This window comes from Jhaorihella thermophila (assembly GCF_900108275.1).
Classification (GTDB): domain Bacteria; phylum Pseudomonadota; class Alphaproteobacteria; order Rhodobacterales; family Rhodobacteraceae; genus Jhaorihella; species Jhaorihella thermophila.
Map to the genome: position 1 here is coordinate 1 of NZ_FNVD01000027.1, position 20,574 is coordinate 20,574.

Sequence of the window (20,574 nt, forward strand, 5' to 3'; positions counted from 1 at the left end):
CCGCAAGCGCCCCCATTCCGCCCTTGGCGGCAAACCCCCAGCCGTGGTCTACTGGCTGAGAAAAGACGAAACCCAACCCGGTCAGCAGGAGCAAAGAGTAGCTTAAATCAATCCGGAAACTGTCCAGACATTGGGGAGTAGCTCAAACCGAGGCCTTCGTGCATACGTTCAAGCGCGATTATCTCCAGGTCAACCCGCTGCCCGATACCGCGATCGTTCTGAGATTGATAGGAGACCGGATCGAAGACTATAACGAAAACCACCCGCACAGCGGCCTCAAATGGCGCTCGCCACTAGAGTTCATCAGGGCCAAAACCGAAACCGCTTAGGTGTCCGGTGAAACGGGGGCCAGTTCAGCACGCCAATAACCTGCATGGGGTTCTCCTTCTCTCTTGTCCCTCAACAACAGATTCGGAAAACCCCTCCTCAACCTCAAAGTCTCACATGTGTCTGAACCTGGACAGAATGCCGCGCGGCTTTCCGCGTTCCCGCTTCTTTCTGGTCACAAATACCCCCGCCGGAGGCACCGCCGCCCGCCTCGGAAACCGCGGCGGGCGGCTCAATAACAGCGGCCCGCGCAAAATGCGCGGGCCTCATTTCCGAAAAACCGGATGGATCAGTCCGCCTTTTCCTTCTTCTTCTCCTGGATCTCCTCGCCGGTTTCCTGATCGACGGCCTTCATCGACAGACGCACCTTGCCACGGTCATCAAAGCCCAGCAGCTTGACCCAGACCTCCTGACCCTCCTTCAGCACATCAGACGGATGGTTCAGGCGGCGGTTCTCGATCTGGCTGACATGAACCAGCCCGTCGCGCTTGCCAAAGAAGTTCACGAAGGCGCCGAAATCGACGATCTTCACCACCTTGCCCTTGTAGATATGACCCACTTCGGGCTCGGCCACGATCGCGTGGATCATGTCATACGCCTTCTGAATCGCTTCGGCGTTCGGCGAGGCGATCTTGATCACCCCGTCGTCGTTGATGTCCACCTTGGCCCCGCTGGTCTCGACGATCTCGCGAATCACCTTCCCGCCCGAGCCGATCACTTCGCGGATCTTGTCGGTCGGAATGGTCATGGTCTCGATGCGCGGCGCATGGATCGAGAACTCACCCGCGTCGCTCAGCGCCTTGTTCATCTCGCCCAGGATGTGCAGCCGGCCGGCCTTAGCCTGCTCCAGCGCCTTCTCCATGATCTCGGGCGTAATGCCGGCCACCTTGATATCCATCTGCAACGAGGTGATGCCCTTCTCGGTGCCGGCCACCTTGAAGTCCATGTCGCCCAGATGGTCTTCGTCGCCCAGGATGTCGGTCAGAACCGCCCATGACCCGTCTTCCTCAAGGATCAGACCCATGGCGACACCGGCCACGGCGGCCTTGAGCGGCACGCCGGCATCCATCATCGACAGCGACGACCCGCAGACCGTGGCCATCGAGGACGAGCCGTTCGATTCGGTGATTTCCGATACCAGCCGGATCGTATAGGGGAACTCGGTCGGCACCGGCAGCACCGCCTGCAGCGCGCGCCAGGCCAGCTTGCCGTGACCGATCTCGCGGCGGCCCGGAGGACCGACACGCCCGACCTCGCCCACCGAATAGGGCGGGAAGTTGTAATGCAGCAGAAAGCTCGACTTGAACGTGCCGTGCAGCGCATCGACGAACTGTTCGTCATCACCGGTGCCCAGCGTGGTCACCACCAGCGCCTGAGTCTCGCCACGGGTGAAGAGCGCCGAACCATGGGTGCGCGGCAGCAGGCCGGTTTCAGCCGAAATCGGCCGCACCTGATCCAGCGCGCGCCCGTCGATGCGGCGGCCGTTCTTGACGACGTCACCGCGCAGCACGGCGCTTTCCAGCTTCTTGATCGCCGAATCGATGTTGGGATCCTCGCGCTGTTCCTCGCTCAGCGCCTCCTTGATCTCCTGCCGGGCGGCGGCTACGGCGGCGACGCGGGCCTGCTTGTCAAGGATCGCATAGGCCGCGCGCATCTTCTCCTCGCCCGCGGCCTTCACCGACTCGTAGAGCTCGGAGTAATCCGGCGGAGTAAAGTCGAAGGGTTCCTTGGCGGCTTCCTCGGCCAGCTCGATGATCAGGTCGATCACCGGCTGGATCTGCTCATGCGCAAAGGTCACCGCGCCCAGCATTTCTGCCTCGGACAGCTCGTAGGCCTCCGATTCCACCATCATCACCGCGTCCTTGGTCCCGGCAACGACCAGATCCAGCCGCTGTTCGGGGTTCAGGCGCAGCTCGTGCATGTCGTCCACGGTGGGGTTCAGCACATATTCGCCGTCCACATAGCCCACGCGGCAGGCGCCGATCGGGCCGCGGAACGGCACGCCCGAAATGGTCAGTGCAGCGCTGGCCGCGATCATCGCCACGATGTCGGGGTCATTGACCAGATCGTGGCTCAGCACGGTGCACATCACCAGCACTTCGTTCTTGAAGCCCGGCACGAACAGCGGCCGGATCGGGCGGTCGATCAGGCGCGCGGTCAGCGTCTCCTTTTCGGTCGGACGCGCCTCGCGCTTGAAAAAGCCGCCGGGCACCTTGCCCGCGGCATAGTATTTTTCCTGATAGTGAACGGTCAGGGGAAAGAAGTCCTGATCCGGTTTCGCCTCCTTGGCGAAGGTCACGTTGGCCATGACCGAGGTCTCGCCAAGCGTGGCAACGACGGAACCATCCGCCTGACGGGCAATCTTGCCCGTTTCCAGTGTGAGCGTTTCTTCGCCCCACTGCATCGTCTTCTTCGTAATGTCGAACATCAGCGTATCCTGTATGAGAGCGCTCCCAGGCCCATCCCGGGTCTCTCGTTGGCATGGCGGCCCCATTGCCGCCGACCCCATCATCCTTCCATGCGCCGGGGTCAGAGCGTCACGTCTTCGGATTCTGCGCGCTTACAGGATTTTTTCCGGTTTGGAAAGCGGTCTCGTTCACGCGGTTCGCAAGCAACCGGCGCAAGACCCGATTGGTGCCATCGGGTTTCCAATGGCCCGAGATTCGCGACACCGTTTCACGAAAACTGACACCCGACAATCTTCCGGTTGCACCAAAACCCAAGCAAGTAGCTGATATATATTAAAATAATTCGCTGTTTCCACATGCGAAACAATTTGTTTTTAGTCCAAACTGTAGATTCGGCGGCGAGAATTGGGCCGGATTGTGGCGACGCTGCGCACTGGGCCGGGGGGCTTGACGGCGCGAGGGCTTGCCCAACACTGATCTGGACGGAGCCTTTTGATGATTCATGCTGTGACCCGGTGTCTGCCTGCCCTTGTCCTTGCCGCGACCCTGTCGGCCTGCAGCGCGACACCGCCCTACGAAGACCCGGACAATCCCACGCCGGTCGCGCAAGAGAGGGCCGATCAGGTCAGTCGGACCGAACTCGACCCGCAGACGACGATCATGGGCATCGCTGACCGGGCCGCCGGGGATCCGGGCGACCGGCCGCGGATCCTGGCCATGGGCGACAGCATGATGGCCTGGCACGGCGCCATCGGCAAATCCATTCCCGACGTTATCGCCGAAACGCTTGACGCAGAGGTGGCCAGCCATGCAGTGTCCGGGGCCAGGGTGATCTACCGTCTGCCGTTGACCGGCGCGATGGGCATGAATATCGGCAAGCAGTTCCGCGACGGCGGCTGGGACTGGGTGGTGATGAACGGGGGCGGCAACGATCTGTGGCTGGGCTGTGGCTGCATGCTGTGCGACCGCAAGATGGATCGCCTGATCTCCAAGGACGGCGCGACCGGCGCCATTCCCGAAATGGTCGCGCGCGCCCGCGCCAGCAATGCCCGCGTGATCTATCTTGGCTACCTGCGCAGTCCCGGCGTCGGCTCGCCCATCGAATATTGCAAGGACGAGGGCGACGAGCTCGATGCGCGCCTGGCCCGCATGGCCGAGGCAATGGACGGCGTCTATTTCCTGTCGATGTCCGATCTCGTGCCATTTGGCGACCGCTCCTATCACGCGCTGGACATGATCCACCCGTCGATCAAGGCCAGCCGGGAAATCGGACAACGGGTGGCAGCCTTGATGACCGAACTGGACAGCTGAACATCAACGGACACCCGGCGGCGCCAGCTCACCGGGACCAGGCGGCCGGCCTGTGCGGCTCGAACGGCCGGGCGCGAAGATGGAACGGCCTTTGCGCCGCCGCACGCGGAAATGATCGCGCATGCGCGGCGCTTTGGTGTAGGCTTGTTCCCTGTCGGCAACCATCCGGAGAACGTTCCATGCGTTTGCTTCGAACCTTGGCCGCGGTTTCAGTCTGTTTGGCGTTTGCAATTTCGACCGCCGCCGCCGCGCCGATCCCCTATCGGCTCGACACCGAACGGTCCAAGGTCGGGTTCCATGTGCGGTTTGGCCCAGACAAGATCACCGGCGAAATACCCGTGCAGTCCGCCGACATTCAGATCGATTTCCAGAACCCCGCCAACAACCGGGTCGAGGTTATCCTTGATTCCACGCGGGCGCAGGCCAGCTTTCCCTTTGCCACCCAGGCCATGCGCGGCCCCAAGGTTCTGGATGCCGACCAGTTTCCGACCATGATCTTTCGCAGCACCGGCGTGCGGCTGCGCAGCAGGGAATCCGCCGAGGTCGCAGGCATGTTGACTCTGCGCGGACAGACCCATCCGGTCACCCTCAGGGCTCAGCTGTTCCGTCAGCGCGGCACCGAGCCGGGCGACCTGTCGCGCCTTCTGCTCAGGGTGACGGGGCGGATCAAGCGCAGCACCTGGGGCGCCACCGGGTGGATGGACATGGTCAGCGACGAAATCGACCTCGACATGATCATTCGCATCGAGCGCGCGCCATGATGTCGGGGACGCTTGTGAATACCCCGAACCGTTTCGGGCTGATCACGCGTCTGCTGCACTGGGCGACGGCGATAGCGGTGTTGGGCCTGCTGGTGTTGGGCACCTATATTGCCCGGATGCAGGTGAACCTGTCCAACCTGTGGCTGTTTGGCCTGCACAAGTCGATCGGCGTGACCGCTCTGCTGCTGACGCTGCTGCGGATTGCCTGGCACATCTGGACACCACCGCCGCCCCCTCTGCCTGACGCGAGATGGCGCATCGCGCTGGCCCGGGCGGTCCACCGGGCGATCTATGCCCTGCTGTTGCTGACACCGATCTTCGGCTGGGCGGCAAGTTCGGCCACCGGGCTGGATGTCGTCGTGTTCAACCGCTGGACGCTGCCAGCGATGGCTCCGGTCTCCGAAGCATGGGAAACGGCGCTGTTTCTGATCCACCGGGTGCTGGCGACGACGCTGGCGGTGCTGATCGTGGTCCATGTCGCGGGGGCTCTGACCCGCCGGGACGGAACCCTTTGGCGCATGATCTGGGGTCGGCCGGTGCCGCCGCACGGGGCATGACCCGCTGAACAGGTCGAAGCGATGGGGGAACTCAATGAAAAAGGGCTGCCAAGGCAGCCCTTTGCATTCTCGCGGGAACTGGCCAGCCTCAGCGGCGCAGGCCCAGACGTTTGATCAGATCCTGATACCGGGCCTCGTCCTTGCGCTTGAGATAGTCCAGCAGCTTGCGGCGCTGCGCCACCATCTTGAGCAGGCCGCGACGGCCGTGGTTGTCCTTCTTGTGCACCTTGAAGTGCTCGGTCAGGGTCGCGATGCGCGAGGTCAGAATGGCGACCTGAACCTCGGGCGAACCGGTATCGCCTTCCTTGGTCGCGAATTCCTTCATGACGCGGGCTTTTTCTTCCGCAGTGATCGACATCGGGGTCTCCTTTGCAGGTTAGAGTGGATGGCGCAGGCCGGGATGTCGTCCAGCACAGGCCCGTGGAGATGGTCCGGCCAGAAATCCGCAGGGCGGCTGATTCTGGCGTGGATGCCGGCATGTATGCCAAATCGCCGCAAAAGGCAAAGGCGAATTGCGCCCCGGATCAGGCCGAAGGCGCGGCAACGCCCCGCACGACGCTGCTGTCCATGAGCACGATGTCGTCCACCGATGGCGCACCATCCGCCGCCACCCGGACCACGGGAACGCCGTCGATCACCACCCGGAACAGGCCCGAACCATCGCTTTCGGGCGTGATTTCGACATCGGGGTCGGGTGACTTCGCCAGATCCCAAGCTATGACAAGGCGGTCCTCTTCGGGGTCAAAGTCCATGATCCGGGCCTGAGGCCCTCCGACAATCCAGTCGCCCGCCAGGAAGGAATCGTGGCCCGCGCCGCCGGTCATCACGTCGCCCGCGCCGGCAACCAGCGTATCGTCGCCGTCCCCGCCGTTCAGAAAGTCGGTTTCGGCCCCGTCATCGGCGCCACTGACCGCATCAGCGCCCCTTCCTCCGAACAGAACGTCGTTGCCGGCGCCTCCGGCCAGGGTGTCGTCGCCGTCATTGCCGTGCAGCTGGTCATTGCCTCCGCCGCCGTCGATCGCATCCGCCCCCTGTCCACCATGCAGCGTGTCGTCACCCGCGCCACCGCCCATGCCATCATCGCCGAACCCGCCAAAGGCCAGATCCGAACCGTTGCCACCATCGATGCGGTCGCTGCCGTCGCCGCCGTCGAGGCTGTCCGTGCCATCGCCACCGATGAGGGTGTCCGCGCCCTCTGCACCATAAAGATCATCGCGACCGGAACCGCCCGCGATGCGGTCATCCCCCGAATATCCGTTGATCTGATCGTCACCCGCCCCGCCCGCCAGGTTGTCGTCCTGCGCGGAGCCGGGCAGGATCACGTCCGGCGGCGGATCGCCGGTCGCATCGCCCGCCTCGGCCTTTCCGGTGCCCTGGTCCAGAAGATCGCTGCCGGCATCGGCGCCGCTGCCTGATCCGGACGTGCCAAGACCGGTATCACCGGCGGCATCTTCATCAGGCTCTTCCACGGTGAAATCGGCCAGCATCGCGCCGCCAACCGCCAGGAGGCCAAGCATACCCGCCAACAGGAACATCGGACTACTCCGCCATCGGACCCACCAGTCCCGATAGGGCCACAATCAAAGGCTAGGGTCAAACTCAATCCATTGAAATGGTTAACAAACCGTTGCAGAGACCCACATCTCCGGCTGTCGCGCATAAGCAACATACAGCGGGTGGCGCGGGTGGCCGGCGCGGGTCAGGCCAAGGTGGAACAGCGCGCGGCCGGTGGCGCGCAGCAATGCCTCGACCGCGCGGCCACGATCCATGAACTCCCCATGCGCCCCCCAGCCGGCGATCACCCGGTCGGCCCAGACCGCCCCCTCGGCGATTGCCGCGTCATTGTCCGGGCCGACCGGATCGGCCGCCCGGCGCAGGGCGCGCGGGTCGGTTTCGCGCCAGGCAAAGATGTTGGTCACCCGGAACCCGCCATATCCAAGCGCGCGGGCGCGGCGTTCGCAGCGTTCCACGGTGGGGTCGTTCTGCACTTCGGTCGCGGTCGAAGGGTTCAGCATGACGAAATTCACCCGCGGCGCGCGCGCATCCCAGACCCTTGTCAGCGCATAGCGATATCGTTCGCAGTCCGAATAGACCGCGACCGAATCCGCATCTGCCTTGCGAAACGCGCGCTCGATCATGGCCGCCCCCCGTTGCCGAAACCGCCGCACCTTAACCGCGGACAGCGCCTGCTGCCAAGGCGCAGGTTGAAGCCGTCCCGGTCCAAGGTCTATGATCGCCCCGACCCTGACGGCATGCAGCAGGGCCGGCATTTCCATCATCCCGTCGTTCAGGCCGGGACAAGAGGGCAAGACGGATGGGCATTTTCGACTTTCTCAGCGGCGAATTCATTGATGTCATTCACTGGGTGGACGATACCCGCGACACGATGGTCTGGCGGTTCGAACGCGAAGGCCACGCGATCAAGTATGGCGCAAAGCTGACCGTGCGCGAAGGCCAGGCCGCGGTCTTTGTCCACGAAGGCCAGCTGGCCGACGTGTTCACGCCGGGGCTCTACCTGCTGGAAACCAACAACATGCCGGTGCTGACCACGCTGCAGCACTGGGACCACGGGTTCCAGTCGCCGTTCAAGTCCGAGATCTATTTCGTCAACACCACCCGGTTCACCGACCTGAAATGGGGCACAAAGAACCCGGTGATGCTGCGCGACCCCGAGTTTGGGCCCACGCGTATCCGCGCCTTCGGAACCTATTCGATCCGGGTCAAGGATCCGGCGCGGTTCCTTGTCGAAATCGTCGGCACCGACGGCGAATTCACGATGGACGAAATCAGCTTTCAGATCCGAAACATCATCGTGCAGGAGTTTTCCCGCGTGATCGCAGGGTCGGGCATCCCGGTGCTGGACATGGCCGCCAACACCGCCGATCTGGGCCGGCTGATCGTGGCCGAGGTCGCCCCGGTGCTGGACGCCTACGGGCTGGAGATGCCGGAATTCTACATCGAAAACATCTCGCTGCCGCCCGCGGTCGAAGAGGCGCTGGACAAGCGCACCTCGATGGGGCTGGCGGGCGATCTGGGCAAGTTCACGCAATATTCGGCGGCCGAAGCGATGACCGCCGCCGCCCGCAATCCCGCCGGTGGCGGCATGGCCGCCGGGCTGGGCGCGGGCATGGGGCTGGCGATGGCGCAGCAGTTGGCCGGCCAGATGCCGGCCCCGCAGGTGGGGCCCTGGGGCGCGATGCCAGCGCAGGCGCCGCAACCCGCCGCGCCGCAACCGGCCGCCGCGCCGCCGTCACCGCCCCCGCCGCCTGCGATCGAGAAGGTCTGGCACATCGCCGAGAACGGCGAAACGCGCGGACCCTTTTCGCGCGCCACGCTGGGTCGGATGGCCGCGACCGGAGAGCTGACCCGCGACACCCATGTCTGGACGCCGGGGCAGGACGGCTGGCGCCGGGCCGGCGAGGTGCGCGATCTGGCGCAGCTCTTCACCGTGATGCCCCCGCCGCCCCCGCCACCGGGCGCCTGAGCCGCCAGCCGGGACCACCCGAATGCAGGACGCCTCTCCCCCGGTGCAAGAGCATCGCTTTCCCTGCGACCAGTGCGGCGCGGACCTGCGGTTCGACCCCGCCCATGGAACGTTGACCTGCGATTTCTGCGGTTTTTCCAAACCGGCGGGCGGCGGCCCCTGGGGCGGGCGCGCGATCCGCGAGCGCGACTTTGCCGACGCGATCCGCCAGCGGTTGGGCGCGGCGGAGATGGAGGAGACGCGCACCGCCACCTGCTCTAACTGCGCCGCCGTGTTCGAGTTCGACCCCGCCGTTCACGCCGCGGAATGTCCGTTCTGCGCCACGCCGGTCGTCACCGACACCGGCACCAACCGGCACATCAAGCCGCACGCCCTGCTGCCCTTCGCGCTGGACGAACGCGCCGCGCACAAGGCGATGACGGACTGGCTGGGCCGGCTGTGGTTCGCGCCGGGCGGGCTGAGGCAATACGCCCGCAAGGGGCGGCGGATGCAGGGGATATATGCGCCCTACTGGACCTTCGACGCCGATACCTCCTCCACCTATTCCGGCGAGCGCGGGACGATCTACTACGAAACGCGCACGGTCATGCGGAATGGAAAACGAATGCAACAGCGCGTCGCCAAGGTGCGCTGGCGCCCCGTCTCGGGCCGCGTCGCGCGGTTTTTCGACGACGTTCTGGTGCTGGCCTCGAAAAGCCTGCCGAAGCGGTTCACCGACGCGCTGGAGCCGTGGGATCTGTCGGAGCTGGAGCCCTATCAGCCCGGCTACCTTGCCGGGTTCCGGGCCGAAGCCTACACAGTGCCGCTGGAGGACGCCTTTGCCGAGGCGCGCGACAGGATGGACCGGGTGATCGCCCGCGACGTGCGGTTCGACATCGGCGGCGACCAGCAGCGCATCCACCGCATCGACACCACGGTGCGCGACGTGACCTTCAAGCATATCCTGCTGCCGGTGTGGCTTGCCGCCTACAAGTATCGCGGCAAAACCTACCGTTTCGTGGTGAACGGCCGCACGGGCCGGGTCCAGGGCGAACGGCCGTGGTCAGCGGTCAAGATCGCACTGGCCGTCATCGCCGGGCTGATCGTGGCCGCCGGCGTGGGATACCTTGCGGCCACCAGCCAGTAGCGGTTTCAGCCGACGGGCGGGATCTTATCCTCGAGCGGCGGGATCTTGTATTCGGCCTCGACCCCCGGTTCGGGTTCGGACTCGGGGCGATAGCGGGTGATCCACTCCTTCGCCTTGTCCAGCTCTTCCATGCGGAAGGCTTGGACCTCTGCGCCGACCAAGGGGGCAAACATCCGCACCGCGCCTCGCACCCAGGCCTTGTCGGACACGACCGCGACCCGGGCGAAATCGCCGATATGGCGCAGGCCCAGCTCGGCATCCTCCCACGCCGCCCCGGCGCTGAACCCTTCGAAATCCGGCCCCAGCACGTAGAGAAGATTGACCTTGCCTTCCTTGCTGATGCGGGCCTCGATCTCGGGGATCAGCGTGTTTTCGTAATCGTCGGCCTCGATCCTGCCCTTGGCCTCGACGGCGACGACATCCGCCGGGAAACCGTCCAGAAACTCGAAATGACCCTTGTCGCCTTTGCTCATGGCATCCTCCGCTGGTTCATCTCCAAGATAGGCGATACCGGCGAAAACGAAAGGGGCGATGCCCGCCCCCTTCTTCTGGCTTGCGCCCGACCGCTCGCGTCAGCCGCGGGCGATCTTGATCTTCTTGGCCTGTTCCACGGCTTCCTTGCTCTTGCGCGGAATCCGGATATGCAACACGCCATCCTTCATCGTCGCTTCGGCCTTGTCGCCGTCGGCATCCTCGGGCAGGCGGAACGACCGGCGGAACGCGCCATACTGGCGTTCGCTGAAATACCAGGTATCGCCCTTTCTCTCTTCCTCGGTCTTCTTCTCGCCACGAACGGTCACGACGCCGTTTTCCACCGTCAGTTCGATGTCGCCCTCGGAGACGCCGGGCAGCTCCATACTGATGTCATAGGCGTCGTCATTGCTGGATGCCTCAGAGGCCGGGCTGAGCCATTCCGACAGCCGCGTGGCGAATGTCCGGAACGGATCATAAAGCGACGGCCACAGCGAACCCGTGTCAGTCTTTTCAACCATTTTGACCCTCCATGAACTGATTCCCTTTGCCAAGGATTTATGAACGGTTTCACGAAATTCTACATTGATCCCTGTCAAAATCCGCGGCCCCTTGCGCCGGCCGGCGATCCCCGCCATCTTCGCCGCCACTGGAACCGCACCGGGGAACCGCCCGTCATGACCGTAACGCCCGCCGATCTGGACGCGCTCTTTGCCGCGCGCCATTCCTGCCGCGCCTTTCGCCCGGACCCGGTGCCGCGCGCGGTGATCGAGCAGATCGTCGCCACCGCCCGCCGCGCGCCGTCCTGGTGCAACGCACAGCCCTGGCAGATCGTCGTGACCAGCGGAGAGGAAACCGAGCGATTCCGCGCGGCCCTGTGGGCGCAGGCGCAAAAGGGCGGGCACGCGCCCGATATCCCGTTCCCGTCCGGCTATTCCGGTGTCTACCAGCAGCGGCGCCGCACCTGCGGCTGGCAACTCTACGACGCGGTGGGCGTGGAAAAGGGCGACCGCGCCGGATCCGCACGGCAGATGATGGAAAACTTCCGCCTGTTCGGCGCGCCCCATTGCGCCATCCTGTCCAGCCCCGCCGAGCTGGGCCCCTATGGCGCGATGGATTGCGGCGGCTTCGTCACCGCCTTTGCGCTGGCCGCGCAGGCTGCGGGCGTTGCGACGATTCCGCAAGCGGCGGTGGCGTCCTTTGCGCCTTTCCTGCATGACTGGTTCGGCATCGGCGACGATCGGCTGATCCTGTGCGCGATTTCCTTCGGCTATGCAGACACCGACCACCCGGCCAATGCCTTTCGCACCGAACGCGCCGGTCTGGACGAGATCGTGGACTGGCGCGGCTGAGACACGACGACGGGAGAGACAGCACATGCGAGCCCTGATCCAGCGGGTATCCCGCGCAAGCGTCACCGTGGATGGCGAGGTGATCGGCAAGACCGGGCCGGGACTTCTGGTCCTGGTCTGCGCCATGGCCGGCGATACCGAGGCGCAGGCCGAGCAACTGGCCGCCAAGATCGCCAAGCTGCGAATCTTCAAGGACGACGCCGGCAAGATGAACCGGTCGGTGCGCGATATCGGCGGCGGGGCGCTGGTGGTCAGCCAGTTCACGCTGGCTGCCGATACCTCGCGCGGGAACCGTCCCGGCTTTTCCGCCGCCGCCGCCCCGGCCGAGGGCGAACGGCTCTATGAATATTTCGCCGCCAAGCTGGCCGAACAGGGCATACCGGTGGAAACCGGCCGCTTCGGCGCGGACATGGCGGTCGATCTGGTGAATGACGGGCCGGTGACGATCTGGATGGAGATCGCGCCGGATGACTGAGACGCTGCGGAACCTGGCGGTCGAGCTTTGGCGCGCCGGGGTCGCGGCGGTGGATGGGTATGCGGCGACCCGCGCCGCGCTGGTAGGGGCGAAGCGCCCCGACATGGTGCTCGCCGTCGGAAAGGCAGCGGCGGCGATGACGCGCGCGGCGCTGGATGCCTTCGGGGACGTTCCCGCGCTTGTCGTTACCAAGGACGGGCACGCGCAGGGTTTGCCGGGGGCCGTCCGGGTGATCGAGGCATCGCACCCGGTGCCGGACGCGCGAAGCCTCGCCGCCGGCCGTGCCCTGCGCACGGCGGTCGAGGCGATGGCGCCGGGATCGCGGCTGCTGCTTCTCGTTTCGGGGGGCGCCTCGGCGCTGGCCGAAGATCTGGTCGAGGGGGCAACGCTGGAGGATCTTGCAGCGTTGAACCGAAAGCTGCTGGCCGCCGGTTTGGACATCGCCGCGATGAACGCCGAGCGCCGAAGGCTGTCGCGGATCAAGGGCGGCGGGTTGCTGTCGCATTTCCGGGGCGCGACTGCGCTGGTGCTGGCGATTTCGGACGTGCCGGGGGATGACCTTGCGGTGATCGGATCCGGGATCGGTCTTGTGCCGGAAGGCGCGGACTTCGACCATGCGGCGCGGATCGTGGCGTCGAACGCGATCGCGCGGGCAGCCGTGGCGCGGGCTGCGCGAGCGCGCGGGCTGGAGGTTCTGGCCAATGAAGAGGCGTTGCACGACGAGCTGGGCGCGCTTGCGGCGCGCTGGGGGCCGCGGCTGCGCGAGATGGAAAGGGGCGTGATCGTGCTGGGCGGCGAGCCGACGGTGGTGTTGCCGGAGCGTCCCGGCCGCGGCGGGCGCAATCAGGCGCTTGCGCTGGCGCTCGCGCGGGAGATTGCCGGAACCGAGGATCTGGTGGTCGTGGTGGGCGGCACTGACGGGACCGACGGGCCGACCGACGCGGCGGGTGGCGTCGTGGACGGGGGCAGTTGGGGGCCGGGCGCGGCCGAGGCCCTGGCGGCGGCGGATGCGGGAACCTGGCTGGCCAAGCGAGGCGATCTTCTGGTGACGGGACCAACCGGCACGAACGTTATGGATCTGCTGGTGGCACTGCGCGCTTGACAGAGACGATACGCGGCCGCGACTGTCGGTGCTCGGGGGCGCTGCCCCCGTCCGCGCGGAGCGCGCGGACTCCCCCGGGGTATTTGCGACCAGAAAGAAGCAGGGAGGATCGGGGTGATGGGCGGGAACGTGTTTCTGCACGAGATCGAGGAGCTGCCTGATCTGGGGATCGTGTTGTCGGACGGCTGCCGGCTGTCGGCACGGGTGTGGCGGCCGGTGGACGCCTGCGACGATCCGGCGCCGGTGATCCTGGAATACCTGCCCTATCGCAAACGCGACGGGACGGCCGCGCGGGACGCGCTGACCCATCCCTGGTTCGCGCGGCGGGGCTATGCCTGCGTGCGAGTGGACATGCGGGGCAATGGCGACAGTCAGGGGCTGATGGAGGACGAATATACCGCGCAGGAGCTGGCCGACGCGGTCGAGGTGATCGACTGGCTGGCGGCCCAGCCGTGGTGTTCGGGCAGCGTCGGCATGATGGGAATCAGCTGGGGCGGGTTCAATTCGCTGCAAGTGGCGGCGTTGCAGCCGGAGCCACTGAAGGCGATCATCACGCTGTGTTCGACGGTGGATCGTTTCGCCGACGACATTCATTACAAAGGCGGCTGCCTTTTGAACGAGAACCTCGGCTGGGGGGCAACCATGTGGGCCTATTCGTCGCGCGCGCCGGATCCGGCGCTGCGGGCGGACTGGCGCGAAATGTGGCTGGAGCGACTGGAGGCGGAGCCGTTTATGCCCGCGGTCTGGCTGCGTCATCAGCGGCGGGATGCCTACTGGCGGCACGGGTCGGTCTGCGAGGATTATTCGGCGATCAAGGCCAGGGTGCTGGCGGTCGGCGGCTGGGGGGATGCCTACAAGAACGCGGTGCCGCAGATCGTCGCGAACATCCCCGGCGCCAAGGGGATCGTCGGCCCCTGGGTTCACAAGTATCCGCATTTCGCGGTGCCCGAGCCGCGCATCGGGTTCCTGCAGGAGGCGCTGCGCTGGTGGGATCGGTGGCTGAAGGGAATCGACACCGGGGTCGAGGATGACCCTGATTATCGCGTCTGGCTGATGGACGGGGTGCGCCCCGCGACCTGGTATACCGCGCGGCCGGGACGGTGGATCGCCGATGACCGCGCGGTGGCGGTGCAACGGTCGGTCCAGCGGATGCATTTGACCGATGGCGGGCTGGCGGAGGCGTCGGCACCGCTGGCGGCGCGCGTGCGGTCGCCGCAGGATTGCGGCATGGCGGCCGGAGAGTATTGCGCGATCTGGCTGGGGCCGGAGATGCCGGGCGACCAGCGCGGGGATGACGCGCTGTCGGCCTGTTTCGACGGGCCGACGCTGGAGGCCGATCTGGACATCGTCGGCGCGCCTCGGGTGCGGTTGGGCGTCGCATCGGACCGACCGCAGGCGCAGGTGGCGGTGCGGCTGAACCATGTGCACCCCGACGGGGCCTCGACGCGGATCACCTATGGCGTGCTGAACCTCAGCCACCGGGATGGCCATGCCGAGCCCGCGCCGCTGGCGCCGGGGCGGGTGCATGATATCGCGCTGGACCTCGACCACATCGCATATCGCGTGCCGCGCGGGCATCGGCTGCGGGTGGCGGTGTCGTCGGCCTATTGGCCTCTGGTCTGGCCATCACCGGAGTCGGCGACGCTGGAACTGACCGGCGGGACCATCGACCTGCCCCTGCGGCCGACGCTGGGCGGGGACGAATGGGCATTCCCGCCGCCCGAGACGGACGAGCCGTGGCAGACCCGCACCCTGCGCGAGCCGGCCCATGTGCGGCGGATCGAGCGGGATCTGGTCACGGACGAGGTGCGGCTGGTGATCGAGGACGATTTCGGCATGGTCGAGGATTGCGACCACGGCGGGATCAGCGGATCGGTGGCGCGCGAGCTCTGGTCGATCCAGCCCGACGATCCGCTGTCGGCACGCGGGCGGTGCCACTGGACCGAAGAAACCGGCCGGGGCGACCTGCGCCTGCGCACGGAAACCTTCTGCGAGATGTGGTCAGACGCCACGCAGTTCCATATGACCGCGCGGCTGGAGGCCTATGAGAACGACCGGCTGATCTACAAACGCGACCTGACCGACAGCGTCCCGCGCGACAATCTGTGAAAAGGGCGGGGCGCGACATGCGCATGCCGGTTTCGGGGCAGACCGGACCGCCCGCCTCACTCTGAATGAAAGGGACAAACGCGCGAGGCGGGGATATGGACAACAGGCTCTTGCTCATCATTCTGGACGGGGTGCCGTGGCGCAACTGGCGACGGCTCTTCGGCAATCTCGAGGGCTGGGTGAAAAGCGGAGATGCCCGGGTCTGGAAACACCGGGCGGTGCTGCCGTCGATCTCGGCCAGCTGCTATGCCTCGATCCATACCGGTGTCGCCCCGGCCGAACATGGCTGCACCGGCAATGCCAACGTGTTCCGGCTGAACCACCCCGACATCTTTTCCCAGGTCCGTCTGGCAGGCGGGGTGACCGGGGCGGTTGCGCATTCCTTCTGGTCCGAATTCTTCAATCGCACGCCGTTCGACCTGGTGCGGGACATCGAATATGACGAACCCGACAGCCCGACCATCAATCACGGCCGGTTCCACACCATGACCGGCTACGGGCACACCAACCAGATGACGCCCTGCGACGTGGACCTGTTCGCAACGCTCACGAGCCTGTGCCAGCGGTTCGGGCTGAACTACGGGATGCTGCATACCTGCACGCTGGACAGCATGGGCCATCGCTTCCGGCATGACTGCGCCGAGATGAACCACGCCTGTTTCACCATGGACGAGATGCTCGCGCCCTTCATCCGCCGCTGGCGCGAGGTGGGATACGAGGTGATCGTCACCGCCGATCACGGGCAGGACGATCTTGGCCATCATGGCGGACGGTGCGAGCTGCAGCAGGACGCGGCGCTATACTATTTCGGCCCGGCCGAGGGGCCGCCCGAGGACACGGTGATCGACCAGCTGCAACTGGCGCCGACGATCCTCAGCCGGCTGGGCGCGCCGATCCCCAGGACGATGCGCGGCGGGGTGTTCCTGCACTGACGGTCAATCCCAGGGCCAGAGCCCCTGACCCAGCGCCTCGATCGCGGTTTCGATCCGCTCGAAGGAGGCAGCGGCGCGTTGCACCGAGTGGCGGGCGCGCAGGTAGCCGTGGACAAGGCCCGGTTCCTCGACCAGATGGGCGCGGCAGCCCGCAGCGCGCAGGTTTTCGTAATAGGCGATCCCGTCATCCCGCAGCGGGTCGCATTCGGCGACGAAGATCACCGTCGGCGGCAGGCCGGAAAAGTCGGTATCGCTCAGCGGCGCATAGGTCGGATCATCCACCGGGGCCGGGAGGCCGCCTAGCCGGGCCTGCCGATAGAACAGCATGTCGGCGCGGGTCAGGCAGGGCGCATCGGCATGTTCGACATGGGATCCCCCATCCATGTCGTCGCCCAGCCAGGGATAGACCAGCACCTGGCCCAGGATGCCTTCCAGCCGTCCCCGCGCATGATGGGCCACGGCCGCCGCCAGAGTGCCGCCGGCGCTGTCTCCGGCCAAAACGACGCCCGCGCCATATTCGCGAGTCACCCATCGGGTCGCGGTCCAGCAGTCCTCGAACGCCGCGGGGTGGGGATGGTCAGGGGCCAGCCGGTAATCGACCGCCACGACACGAAAGCCGGTGCAGGCGCAGATCTCGGCGCACAGGTCGTCGTGACTGTCCAGCCCGCCCACCACGAAACCGCCGCCGTGAAACCAGATCACGGTCCGGTTCGGCTGTCCGGCGGAATAGATGCGCACCGCAACGCCATCGGCCGTGGCATTGCGCGCCGCGACTCCCTCGGGATAGGGCACGGCAAAGGCGTGGCACAGCGCATCATAGGCGGCGCGCTGCTCCGCGACGGTGGCATTCCCGGCATCGGGCGGCGCGAAAGACCGGACCTTTTCGATGAAGGCCCAGGTTTCCGCGTCGATCCGCTCCCGGTAGTCCATCAGGCGGCTTTCTCGGTCTCCTCGGCCCATTCCCAGGGGCGCGTGAAGTTGCCCAGCACGTTCTCTACCGCGCTCTGGTCCGCGCCGTTGGCCTGAACCTGCGCCACGAGGCCCCGCTTCTTGTCGTCGATGACGCCGACCACGCGCGCGGGCACGCCGGCCTCTTCCAGCGCCTCGTTGTAGACGCGGGTGATCGCCAACTTGCGCAGGTCGGGCTTGAACACCTTGCCGACTGCGGTCTTGGGAAGCTCTGGCAGGATGCCGATGAACTTGGGCCGGGCGGCGCGTTCGTGAACGTGGATGCGGCAATAATCCATCAGCTCTTCGGGGGAAACCGACGCGCCGTCGACCAGTTCGACATAGGCGCAGGGCACCTCGCCCGCATGGGCGTCGGGCTGGCCGATCGCGCCGGCAAAGGCCACGGCCTCATGTCCCAGCAGCGCCTCTTCGATCTCGGCCGGGTCGATATTGTGGCCACCGCGAATGATCAGATCCTTGGCACGGCCCGTGATCCACAGATACCCGTCCGCGTCGATCCGGCCCAGGTCACCGGTGCGCAGATACTTGTCGAAATAGTAAAGATCGCGGTTCTTGTCCTCTTCGGTATAGGTGTGGCCGGCATAGATGCCGGGGTTCGACACGCAGATCTCGCCCACCTCGTCCACGCCGCATTCCACCGGACCCTCGGGCGTGTTCTTGAAGATCTTCACATCGGTATAGGGGAATGGGATCCCGACGGATCCGATCTTCTTTTCGCCATCCACCGGGTTGCACGAGACAAGACAGGTCGCTTCAGTCAAGCCGTAGCCTTCCACGATGTTGACACCGGTGGCCTGCTCGAACCGCCGGAACAGCTCCACCGGCAGCGGCGCCGAGCCGGAAAAGGCGGTCTGCACGGTGCTGACATCCGCGTCCACCGGGCGCTGCATCAGGGCGGAAATCGCGGTGGGCACGGTGATGATGAAGGTGATCTTCCAGCGTTCGATCAGCTTCCAGAAATTGTCGAACACGCCCTCGCCGCGATAGCCCTGGGGGGTCGGGAACACCACATGCGCGCCGCTGGCAATCGCCGACATCAGAATCACGTGCACCGCGAAGACATGGAACAGCGGCAGCGGGCAGATGATGTTGTCGGTTTCCTTGAAAAGCAGTTTGTGCCCCAACCAGCCGTTGTAGACCACGCCGGAATACTTGTGCTGGGCCACCTTGGGCATGCCGGTGGTGCCGCCGGTGTGGAAGTAGAAGGCCACGCGGTCGCGGCCGCTGTCCTCGAAACTCAGTGTTTTCGGTTGCTTCGCCAGTTCCTTGTTGAAGTTCAGATAATCCGCATGCGCGTGTTCCGCCTTGCCTTCGATCCTGGGCCGGATCAGCGGAACGATCCACGACTTCGGCGGGGTCAGGTATCGATTCAGATCAACCTCGAGCACGGTCTCGACATGCGGCGCGTGGCGGACCGCCTCGTTGACCTTCTGCGCCACGTCCGTCTTCGGGAAGGGCGCGAGCGTCACCACCACCTTGGCGTTGGTTTCACGCAGGATCGAGGCGATCTGTTCGGGCTCCAGCAGCGGGTTGATGGGGTTGACGATCCCTGCGATCGCACCGCCCAGAAGCGTGAGGATGGTTTCGTTGCAATTGGGCAGCACATAGGCCACAACGTCGTTTTCGCCGATGCCCAGCGACCGGAACAGGTTGGCCGCTTGGCTGGACTTTTCCAGCAATGCGCGCCAGGTGAGCGTTTCGGCCTTGTCCTTCGGCCCCGAAAGCAGCTGGAAGCTCACCGCATTGCGATCGGGAAACCTCGCGGCCGTTTCCGACAGCATCTGATACAGCGTGACGGGCAGGTCGCGCTCTTCCCAAGCTGCTTCGGCCTCGACGGCCAGGCGGTCTTCCATTCCGGCGAATGTCATGTCTGGTCTCCCCTTTCCCGGTGTCGTCGCCCCGGGACTTCTCTTTTTGCCCAAAATGGTCGCAAACCGCCTTGGGCGCAAGGCTGACACCCTGCACCTGACCCTGCGGAACCGGGTCTGACGTTGCGCCAGAACGCGCCGATCAGGACGCTTCGGCGCGTTTCGGCAAGATCCAGTCGGGTCGGGGGAAGTGACAAGTATAACCGTTGGGATGCTTTTGCAGGTAATCCTGATGCTCCGGCTCGGCCTCCCAGAACGGACCCGCGGGTTCGACTTCAGTCACTACGGGACCCGGCCATAGCCCCGACGCGTTCACATCCGCGATCGTGTCCAGCGCAACCTCTTTCTGCCTTTCGTCCAGATAGAAGATGGCGGACCGATAGCTCAGCCCGATGTCGTTGCCCTGCCGGTTCGGCGTGGTCGGGTCGTGAATCTGGAAGAAGAAGGCCAGAAGATCGCGATAACTCAGCCTGTCGGGGTCGAAGATCACCTCGACCGCCTCGGCATGGGTTCCGTGGTTGCGGTAGGTTGCATTCTCGACATCCCCGCCGGAATAGCCGACGCGGCTGCGGATCACGCCGGGCAGTTTGCGGATCAGCTCCTGCATGCCCCAGAAACAGCCGCCCGCCAGAATGGCCCGTTCGGTTCGTCCGGTCATTTTCGACCCTCCACTTGCGGCAGGTATTCGCCGTAGCCTTCGGCCTCCATGTCGTCGCGATGGATGAACCGCAACGCCGCCGAGTTGATGCAGTAGCGCAGCCCGCCGCGGTCGAGCGGGCCGTCGGGGAAGACATGGCCCAGATGGCTGTTGCCATGGGCCGATCGCACCTCAGTGCGGATCATGCCCAGGCTGCGGTCTTCGCGTTCTAAGATATTGGCCGGTTCGATCGGCTTGGTGAAGGCCGGCCAGCCACAGCCGCTGTCGTATTTGTCGGACGAGGCAAACAGCGGCTCGCCCGATACCACGTCCACGTAGATGCCCGGTTCGTGATTGTGCAGATACCGCCCCGTCCCGGGCGGCTCGGTGCCGTTCTCCTGGGTCACATGGTATTCTTCGGGGGACAGGGCCGCGATGGCCTCGGGAGATTTCCGGTAGTGCGTCATGCCGGGATCCGTTCGCTGCACGGGTTTTCAACCTGTGCCATTACATGGAGCGCGGACGCGATTTGCCAAGGGGATTTGCGGCTCCCGGATTATCGGCAGGTCGACGGCGACAAGCCCGCGTTCAGGTTCGATCGGTGCGGTCTTTTGTTTTTGGGCTGGTTATCATCGTTCAGAGAGATTGGAGTGATTGTTAGGTTTGGCGGTGACCTACTCTCCCA

General features: G+C 65.4%; 20 protein-coding genes and 1 pseudogene. 11 read left to right on the forward strand and 10 right to left on the reverse strand.

All coding sequences use genetic code 11. The annotated features are described in order from the left end of the window. Window positions 1-146: 146 nt before the first annotated feature. Window positions 147-329 (forward strand): annotated as a pseudogene (locus C4S70_RS16880) (integrase core domain-containing protein); the annotation flags it as partial. A gap of 287 nt (window positions 330-616) precedes the next feature. On the opposite strand, the gene pnp reads toward C4S70_RS16880, so the two are convergent. Next, window positions 617-2,755 (reverse strand): polyribonucleotide nucleotidyltransferase, encoded by a 2,139-nt coding sequence (gene pnp / locus C4S70_RS16885; RefSeq protein ID WP_104009274.1) that lies wholly within the window; start codon window positions 2,753-2,755, stop codon window positions 617-619. Between the two features lie 475 nt (window positions 2,756-3,230). Between pnp and C4S70_RS16890 the strand changes: the two genes are divergently transcribed. The 3 genes from C4S70_RS16890 to C4S70_RS16900 all read left to right on the forward strand — a co-directional run bounded on the left by C4S70_RS16890 (window position 3,231) and on the right by C4S70_RS16900 (window position 5,364). Then, a complete protein-coding gene (locus C4S70_RS16890) occupies window positions 3,231-4,046 on the forward strand; it encodes an SGNH/GDSL hydrolase family protein (RefSeq protein ID WP_235003871.1) in 816 nt (271 codons plus the stop codon). A gap of 179 nt (window positions 4,047-4,225) precedes the next feature. After that, window positions 4,226-4,807, forward strand: coding sequence for a YceI family protein (locus C4S70_RS16895; RefSeq protein WP_104009275.1), 582 nt, complete (start codon window positions 4,226-4,228; stop codon window positions 4,805-4,807). Next, window positions 4,804-5,364 carry a cytochrome b gene (locus tag C4S70_RS16900; RefSeq protein WP_104009276.1) on the forward strand — a complete coding sequence of 187 codons (561 nt, stop codon included), beginning with the start codon at window positions 4,804-4,806 and terminating at the stop codon, window positions 5,362-5,364. The genes C4S70_RS16895 and C4S70_RS16900 overlap by 4 nt, the downstream gene beginning before the upstream one ends. A gap of 88 nt (window positions 5,365-5,452) precedes the next feature. Here the strand turns inward: C4S70_RS16900 and rpsO are convergent, their stop codons facing one another. The 3 genes from rpsO to C4S70_RS16915 form a co-directional block, all read right to left on the reverse strand. Continuing rightward, window positions 5,453-5,722 carry a 30S ribosomal protein S15 gene (gene rpsO, locus C4S70_RS16905; RefSeq protein WP_104009277.1) on the reverse strand — a complete coding sequence of 90 codons (270 nt, stop codon included), beginning with the start codon at window positions 5,720-5,722 and terminating at the stop codon, window positions 5,453-5,455. Between the two features lie 166 nt (window positions 5,723-5,888). Then, the gene (locus C4S70_RS16910) at window positions 5,889-6,899 is read right to left on the reverse strand and encodes a calcium-binding protein (protein WP_104009278.1); all 1,011 of its coding nucleotides are present in this window, start codon (window positions 6,897-6,899) and stop codon (window positions 5,889-5,891) included. Between the two features lie 81 nt (window positions 6,900-6,980). Beyond that, window positions 6,981-7,502, reverse strand: a complete 522-nt coding sequence (locus tag C4S70_RS16915; RefSeq protein WP_104009292.1) for a DUF1643 domain-containing protein — start codon at window positions 7,500-7,502, stop codon at window positions 6,981-6,983. Window positions 7,503-7,678: 176 nt separating this feature from the next. Between C4S70_RS16915 and C4S70_RS16920 the strand changes: the two genes are divergently transcribed. Both C4S70_RS16920 and C4S70_RS16925 read left to right on the forward strand, forming a co-directional pair. After that, window positions 7,679-8,848 (forward strand): SPFH domain-containing protein, encoded by a 1,170-nt coding sequence (locus C4S70_RS16920; protein WP_104009279.1) that lies wholly within the window; start codon window positions 7,679-7,681, stop codon window positions 8,846-8,848. A 22-nt stretch (window positions 8,849-8,870) separates the two neighbouring features. Beyond that, window positions 8,871-9,974, forward strand: coding sequence for a TFIIB-type zinc finger domain-containing protein (locus C4S70_RS16925; protein ID WP_104009280.1), 1,104 nt, complete (start codon window positions 8,871-8,873; stop codon window positions 9,972-9,974). A gap of 5 nt (window positions 9,975-9,979) precedes the next feature. Here C4S70_RS16925 and C4S70_RS16930 read toward each other — a convergent pair whose 3' ends face one another. Then, window positions 9,980-10,447: a SpoIIAA family protein gene (locus C4S70_RS16930; RefSeq protein WP_104009281.1), complete on the reverse strand. Its 468-nt coding sequence runs from the start codon at window positions 10,445-10,447 to the stop codon at window positions 9,980-9,982. A 99-nt stretch (window positions 10,448-10,546) separates the two neighbouring features. Continuing rightward, a complete protein-coding gene (locus tag C4S70_RS16935) occupies window positions 10,547-10,966 on the reverse strand; it encodes an Hsp20/alpha crystallin family protein (RefSeq protein ID WP_104009282.1) in 420 nt (139 codons plus the stop codon). Window positions 10,967-11,122: 156 nt separating this feature from the next. On the opposite strand from C4S70_RS16935, the gene C4S70_RS16940 reads away from it, so the two are divergent. The 5 genes from C4S70_RS16940 (at window position 11,123) to C4S70_RS16960 (ending at window position 16,415) form a co-directional block, all read left to right on the forward strand. Continuing rightward, complete coding sequence (locus C4S70_RS16940) at window positions 11,123-11,797, forward strand: nitroreductase (RefSeq protein WP_104009293.1); 675 nt, start codon at window positions 11,123-11,125, stop codon at window positions 11,795-11,797. Window positions 11,798-11,822: 25 nt separating this feature from the next. Beyond that, window positions 11,823-12,272 (forward strand): D-aminoacyl-tRNA deacylase, encoded by a 450-nt coding sequence (dtd, locus tag C4S70_RS16945; protein ID WP_104009283.1) that lies wholly within the window; start codon window positions 11,823-11,825, stop codon window positions 12,270-12,272. Then, window positions 12,265-13,374, forward strand: coding sequence for a DUF4147 domain-containing protein (locus C4S70_RS16950; protein WP_104009284.1), 1,110 nt, complete (start codon window positions 12,265-12,267; stop codon window positions 13,372-13,374). The genes dtd and C4S70_RS16950 overlap by 8 nt, the downstream gene beginning before the upstream one ends. Window positions 13,375-13,491: 117 nt before the next feature. Continuing rightward, the gene (locus tag C4S70_RS16955; RefSeq protein ID WP_104009285.1) at window positions 13,492-15,483 is read left to right on the forward strand and encodes a CocE/NonD family hydrolase; all 1,992 of its coding nucleotides are present in this window, start codon (window positions 13,492-13,494) and stop codon (window positions 15,481-15,483) included. 95 nt (window positions 15,484-15,578) lie between these two features. After that, the gene (locus C4S70_RS16960; protein WP_104009286.1) at window positions 15,579-16,415 is read left to right on the forward strand and encodes an alkaline phosphatase family protein; all 837 of its coding nucleotides are present in this window, start codon (window positions 15,579-15,581) and stop codon (window positions 16,413-16,415) included. Between the two features lie 3 nt (window positions 16,416-16,418). Here C4S70_RS16960 and C4S70_RS16965 read toward each other — a convergent pair whose 3' ends face one another. The 4 genes from C4S70_RS16965 to msrB form a co-directional block, all read right to left on the reverse strand. Continuing rightward, window positions 16,419-17,345, reverse strand: coding sequence for an alpha/beta hydrolase (locus tag C4S70_RS16965; protein ID WP_104009287.1), 927 nt, complete (start codon window positions 17,343-17,345; stop codon window positions 16,419-16,421). After that, window positions 17,345-19,252 carry an acyl-CoA synthetase gene (locus C4S70_RS16970; protein WP_104009288.1) on the reverse strand — a complete coding sequence of 636 codons (1,908 nt, stop codon included), beginning with the start codon at window positions 19,250-19,252 and terminating at the stop codon, window positions 17,345-17,347. Before C4S70_RS16970 ends, C4S70_RS16965 begins: the two co-directional genes overlap by 1 nt. Window positions 19,253-19,394: 142 nt before the next feature. Beyond that, window positions 19,395-19,910: a peptide-methionine (S)-S-oxide reductase MsrA gene (gene msrA / locus C4S70_RS16975; RefSeq protein ID WP_104009289.1), complete on the reverse strand. Its 516-nt coding sequence runs from the start codon at window positions 19,908-19,910 to the stop codon at window positions 19,395-19,397. Then, window positions 19,907-20,356: a peptide-methionine (R)-S-oxide reductase MsrB gene (gene msrB / locus C4S70_RS16980; protein WP_104009290.1), complete on the reverse strand. Its 450-nt coding sequence runs from the start codon at window positions 20,354-20,356 to the stop codon at window positions 19,907-19,909. The genes msrA and msrB overlap by 4 nt, the downstream gene beginning before the upstream one ends. Window positions 20,357-20,574 lie beyond the last annotated feature (218 nt).

Excerpts from the sequence above, each read along its gene's own strand:
- C4S70_RS16910 (WP_104009278.1), bottom strand. The coding sequence starts at position 6,899 with ATGTTCCTGTTGGCGGGTATGCTTGGCCTCCTGGCGGTTGGCGGCGCG.
- msrB (WP_104009290.1), bottom strand. The coding sequence starts at position 20,356 with ATGACGCACTACCGGAAATCTCCCGAGGCCATCGCGGCCCTGTCCCCC.
- C4S70_RS16940 (WP_104009293.1), top strand. The coding sequence starts at position 11,123 with ATGACCGTAACGCCCGCCGATCTGGACGCGCTCTTTGCCGCGCGCCAT.
- C4S70_RS16960 (WP_104009286.1), top strand. The coding sequence starts at position 15,579 with ATGGACAACAGGCTCTTGCTCATCATTCTGGACGGGGTGCCGTGGCGC.
- C4S70_RS16955 (WP_104009285.1), top strand. The coding sequence starts at position 13,492 with ATGGGCGGGAACGTGTTTCTGCACGAGATCGAGGAGCTGCCTGATCTG.
- C4S70_RS16920 (WP_104009279.1), top strand. The coding sequence starts at position 7,679 with ATGGGCATTTTCGACTTTCTCAGCGGCGAATTCATTGATGTCATTCAC.
- dtd (WP_104009283.1), top strand. The coding sequence starts at position 11,823 with ATGCGAGCCCTGATCCAGCGGGTATCCCGCGCAAGCGTCACCGTGGAT.
- rpsO (WP_104009277.1), bottom strand. The coding sequence starts at position 5,722 with ATGTCGATCACTGCGGAAGAAAAAGCCCGCGTCATGAAGGAATTCGCG.
- C4S70_RS16935 (WP_104009282.1), bottom strand. The coding sequence starts at position 10,966 with ATGGTTGAAAAGACTGACACGGGTTCGCTGTGGCCGTCGCTTTATGAT.
- C4S70_RS16895 (WP_104009275.1), top strand. The coding sequence starts at position 4,226 with ATGCGTTTGCTTCGAACCTTGGCCGCGGTTTCAGTCTGTTTGGCGTTT.
- C4S70_RS16970 (WP_104009288.1), bottom strand. The coding sequence starts at position 19,252 with ATGACATTCGCCGGAATGGAAGACCGCCTGGCCGTCGAGGCCGAAGCA.
- C4S70_RS16965 (WP_104009287.1), bottom strand. The coding sequence starts at position 17,345 with ATGGACTACCGGGAGCGGATCGACGCGGAAACCTGGGCCTTCATCGAA.
- C4S70_RS16890 (WP_235003871.1), top strand. The coding sequence starts at position 3,231 with ATGATTCATGCTGTGACCCGGTGTCTGCCTGCCCTTGTCCTTGCCGCG.
- C4S70_RS16900 (WP_104009276.1), top strand. The coding sequence starts at position 4,804 with ATGATGTCGGGGACGCTTGTGAATACCCCGAACCGTTTCGGGCTGATC.
- C4S70_RS16930 (WP_104009281.1), bottom strand. The coding sequence starts at position 10,447 with ATGAGCAAAGGCGACAAGGGTCATTTCGAGTTTCTGGACGGTTTCCCG.
- C4S70_RS16915 (WP_104009292.1), bottom strand. The coding sequence starts at position 7,502 with ATGATCGAGCGCGCGTTTCGCAAGGCAGATGCGGATTCGGTCGCGGTC.
- C4S70_RS16950 (WP_104009284.1), top strand. The coding sequence starts at position 12,265 with ATGACTGAGACGCTGCGGAACCTGGCGGTCGAGCTTTGGCGCGCCGGG.
- msrA (WP_104009289.1), bottom strand. The coding sequence starts at position 19,910 with ATGACCGGACGAACCGAACGGGCCATTCTGGCGGGCGGCTGTTTCTGG.
- pnp (WP_104009274.1), bottom strand. The coding sequence starts at position 2,755 with ATGTTCGACATTACGAAGAAGACGATGCAGTGGGGCGAAGAAACGCTC.
- C4S70_RS16925 (WP_104009280.1), top strand. The coding sequence starts at position 8,871 with ATGCAGGACGCCTCTCCCCCGGTGCAAGAGCATCGCTTTCCCTGCGAC.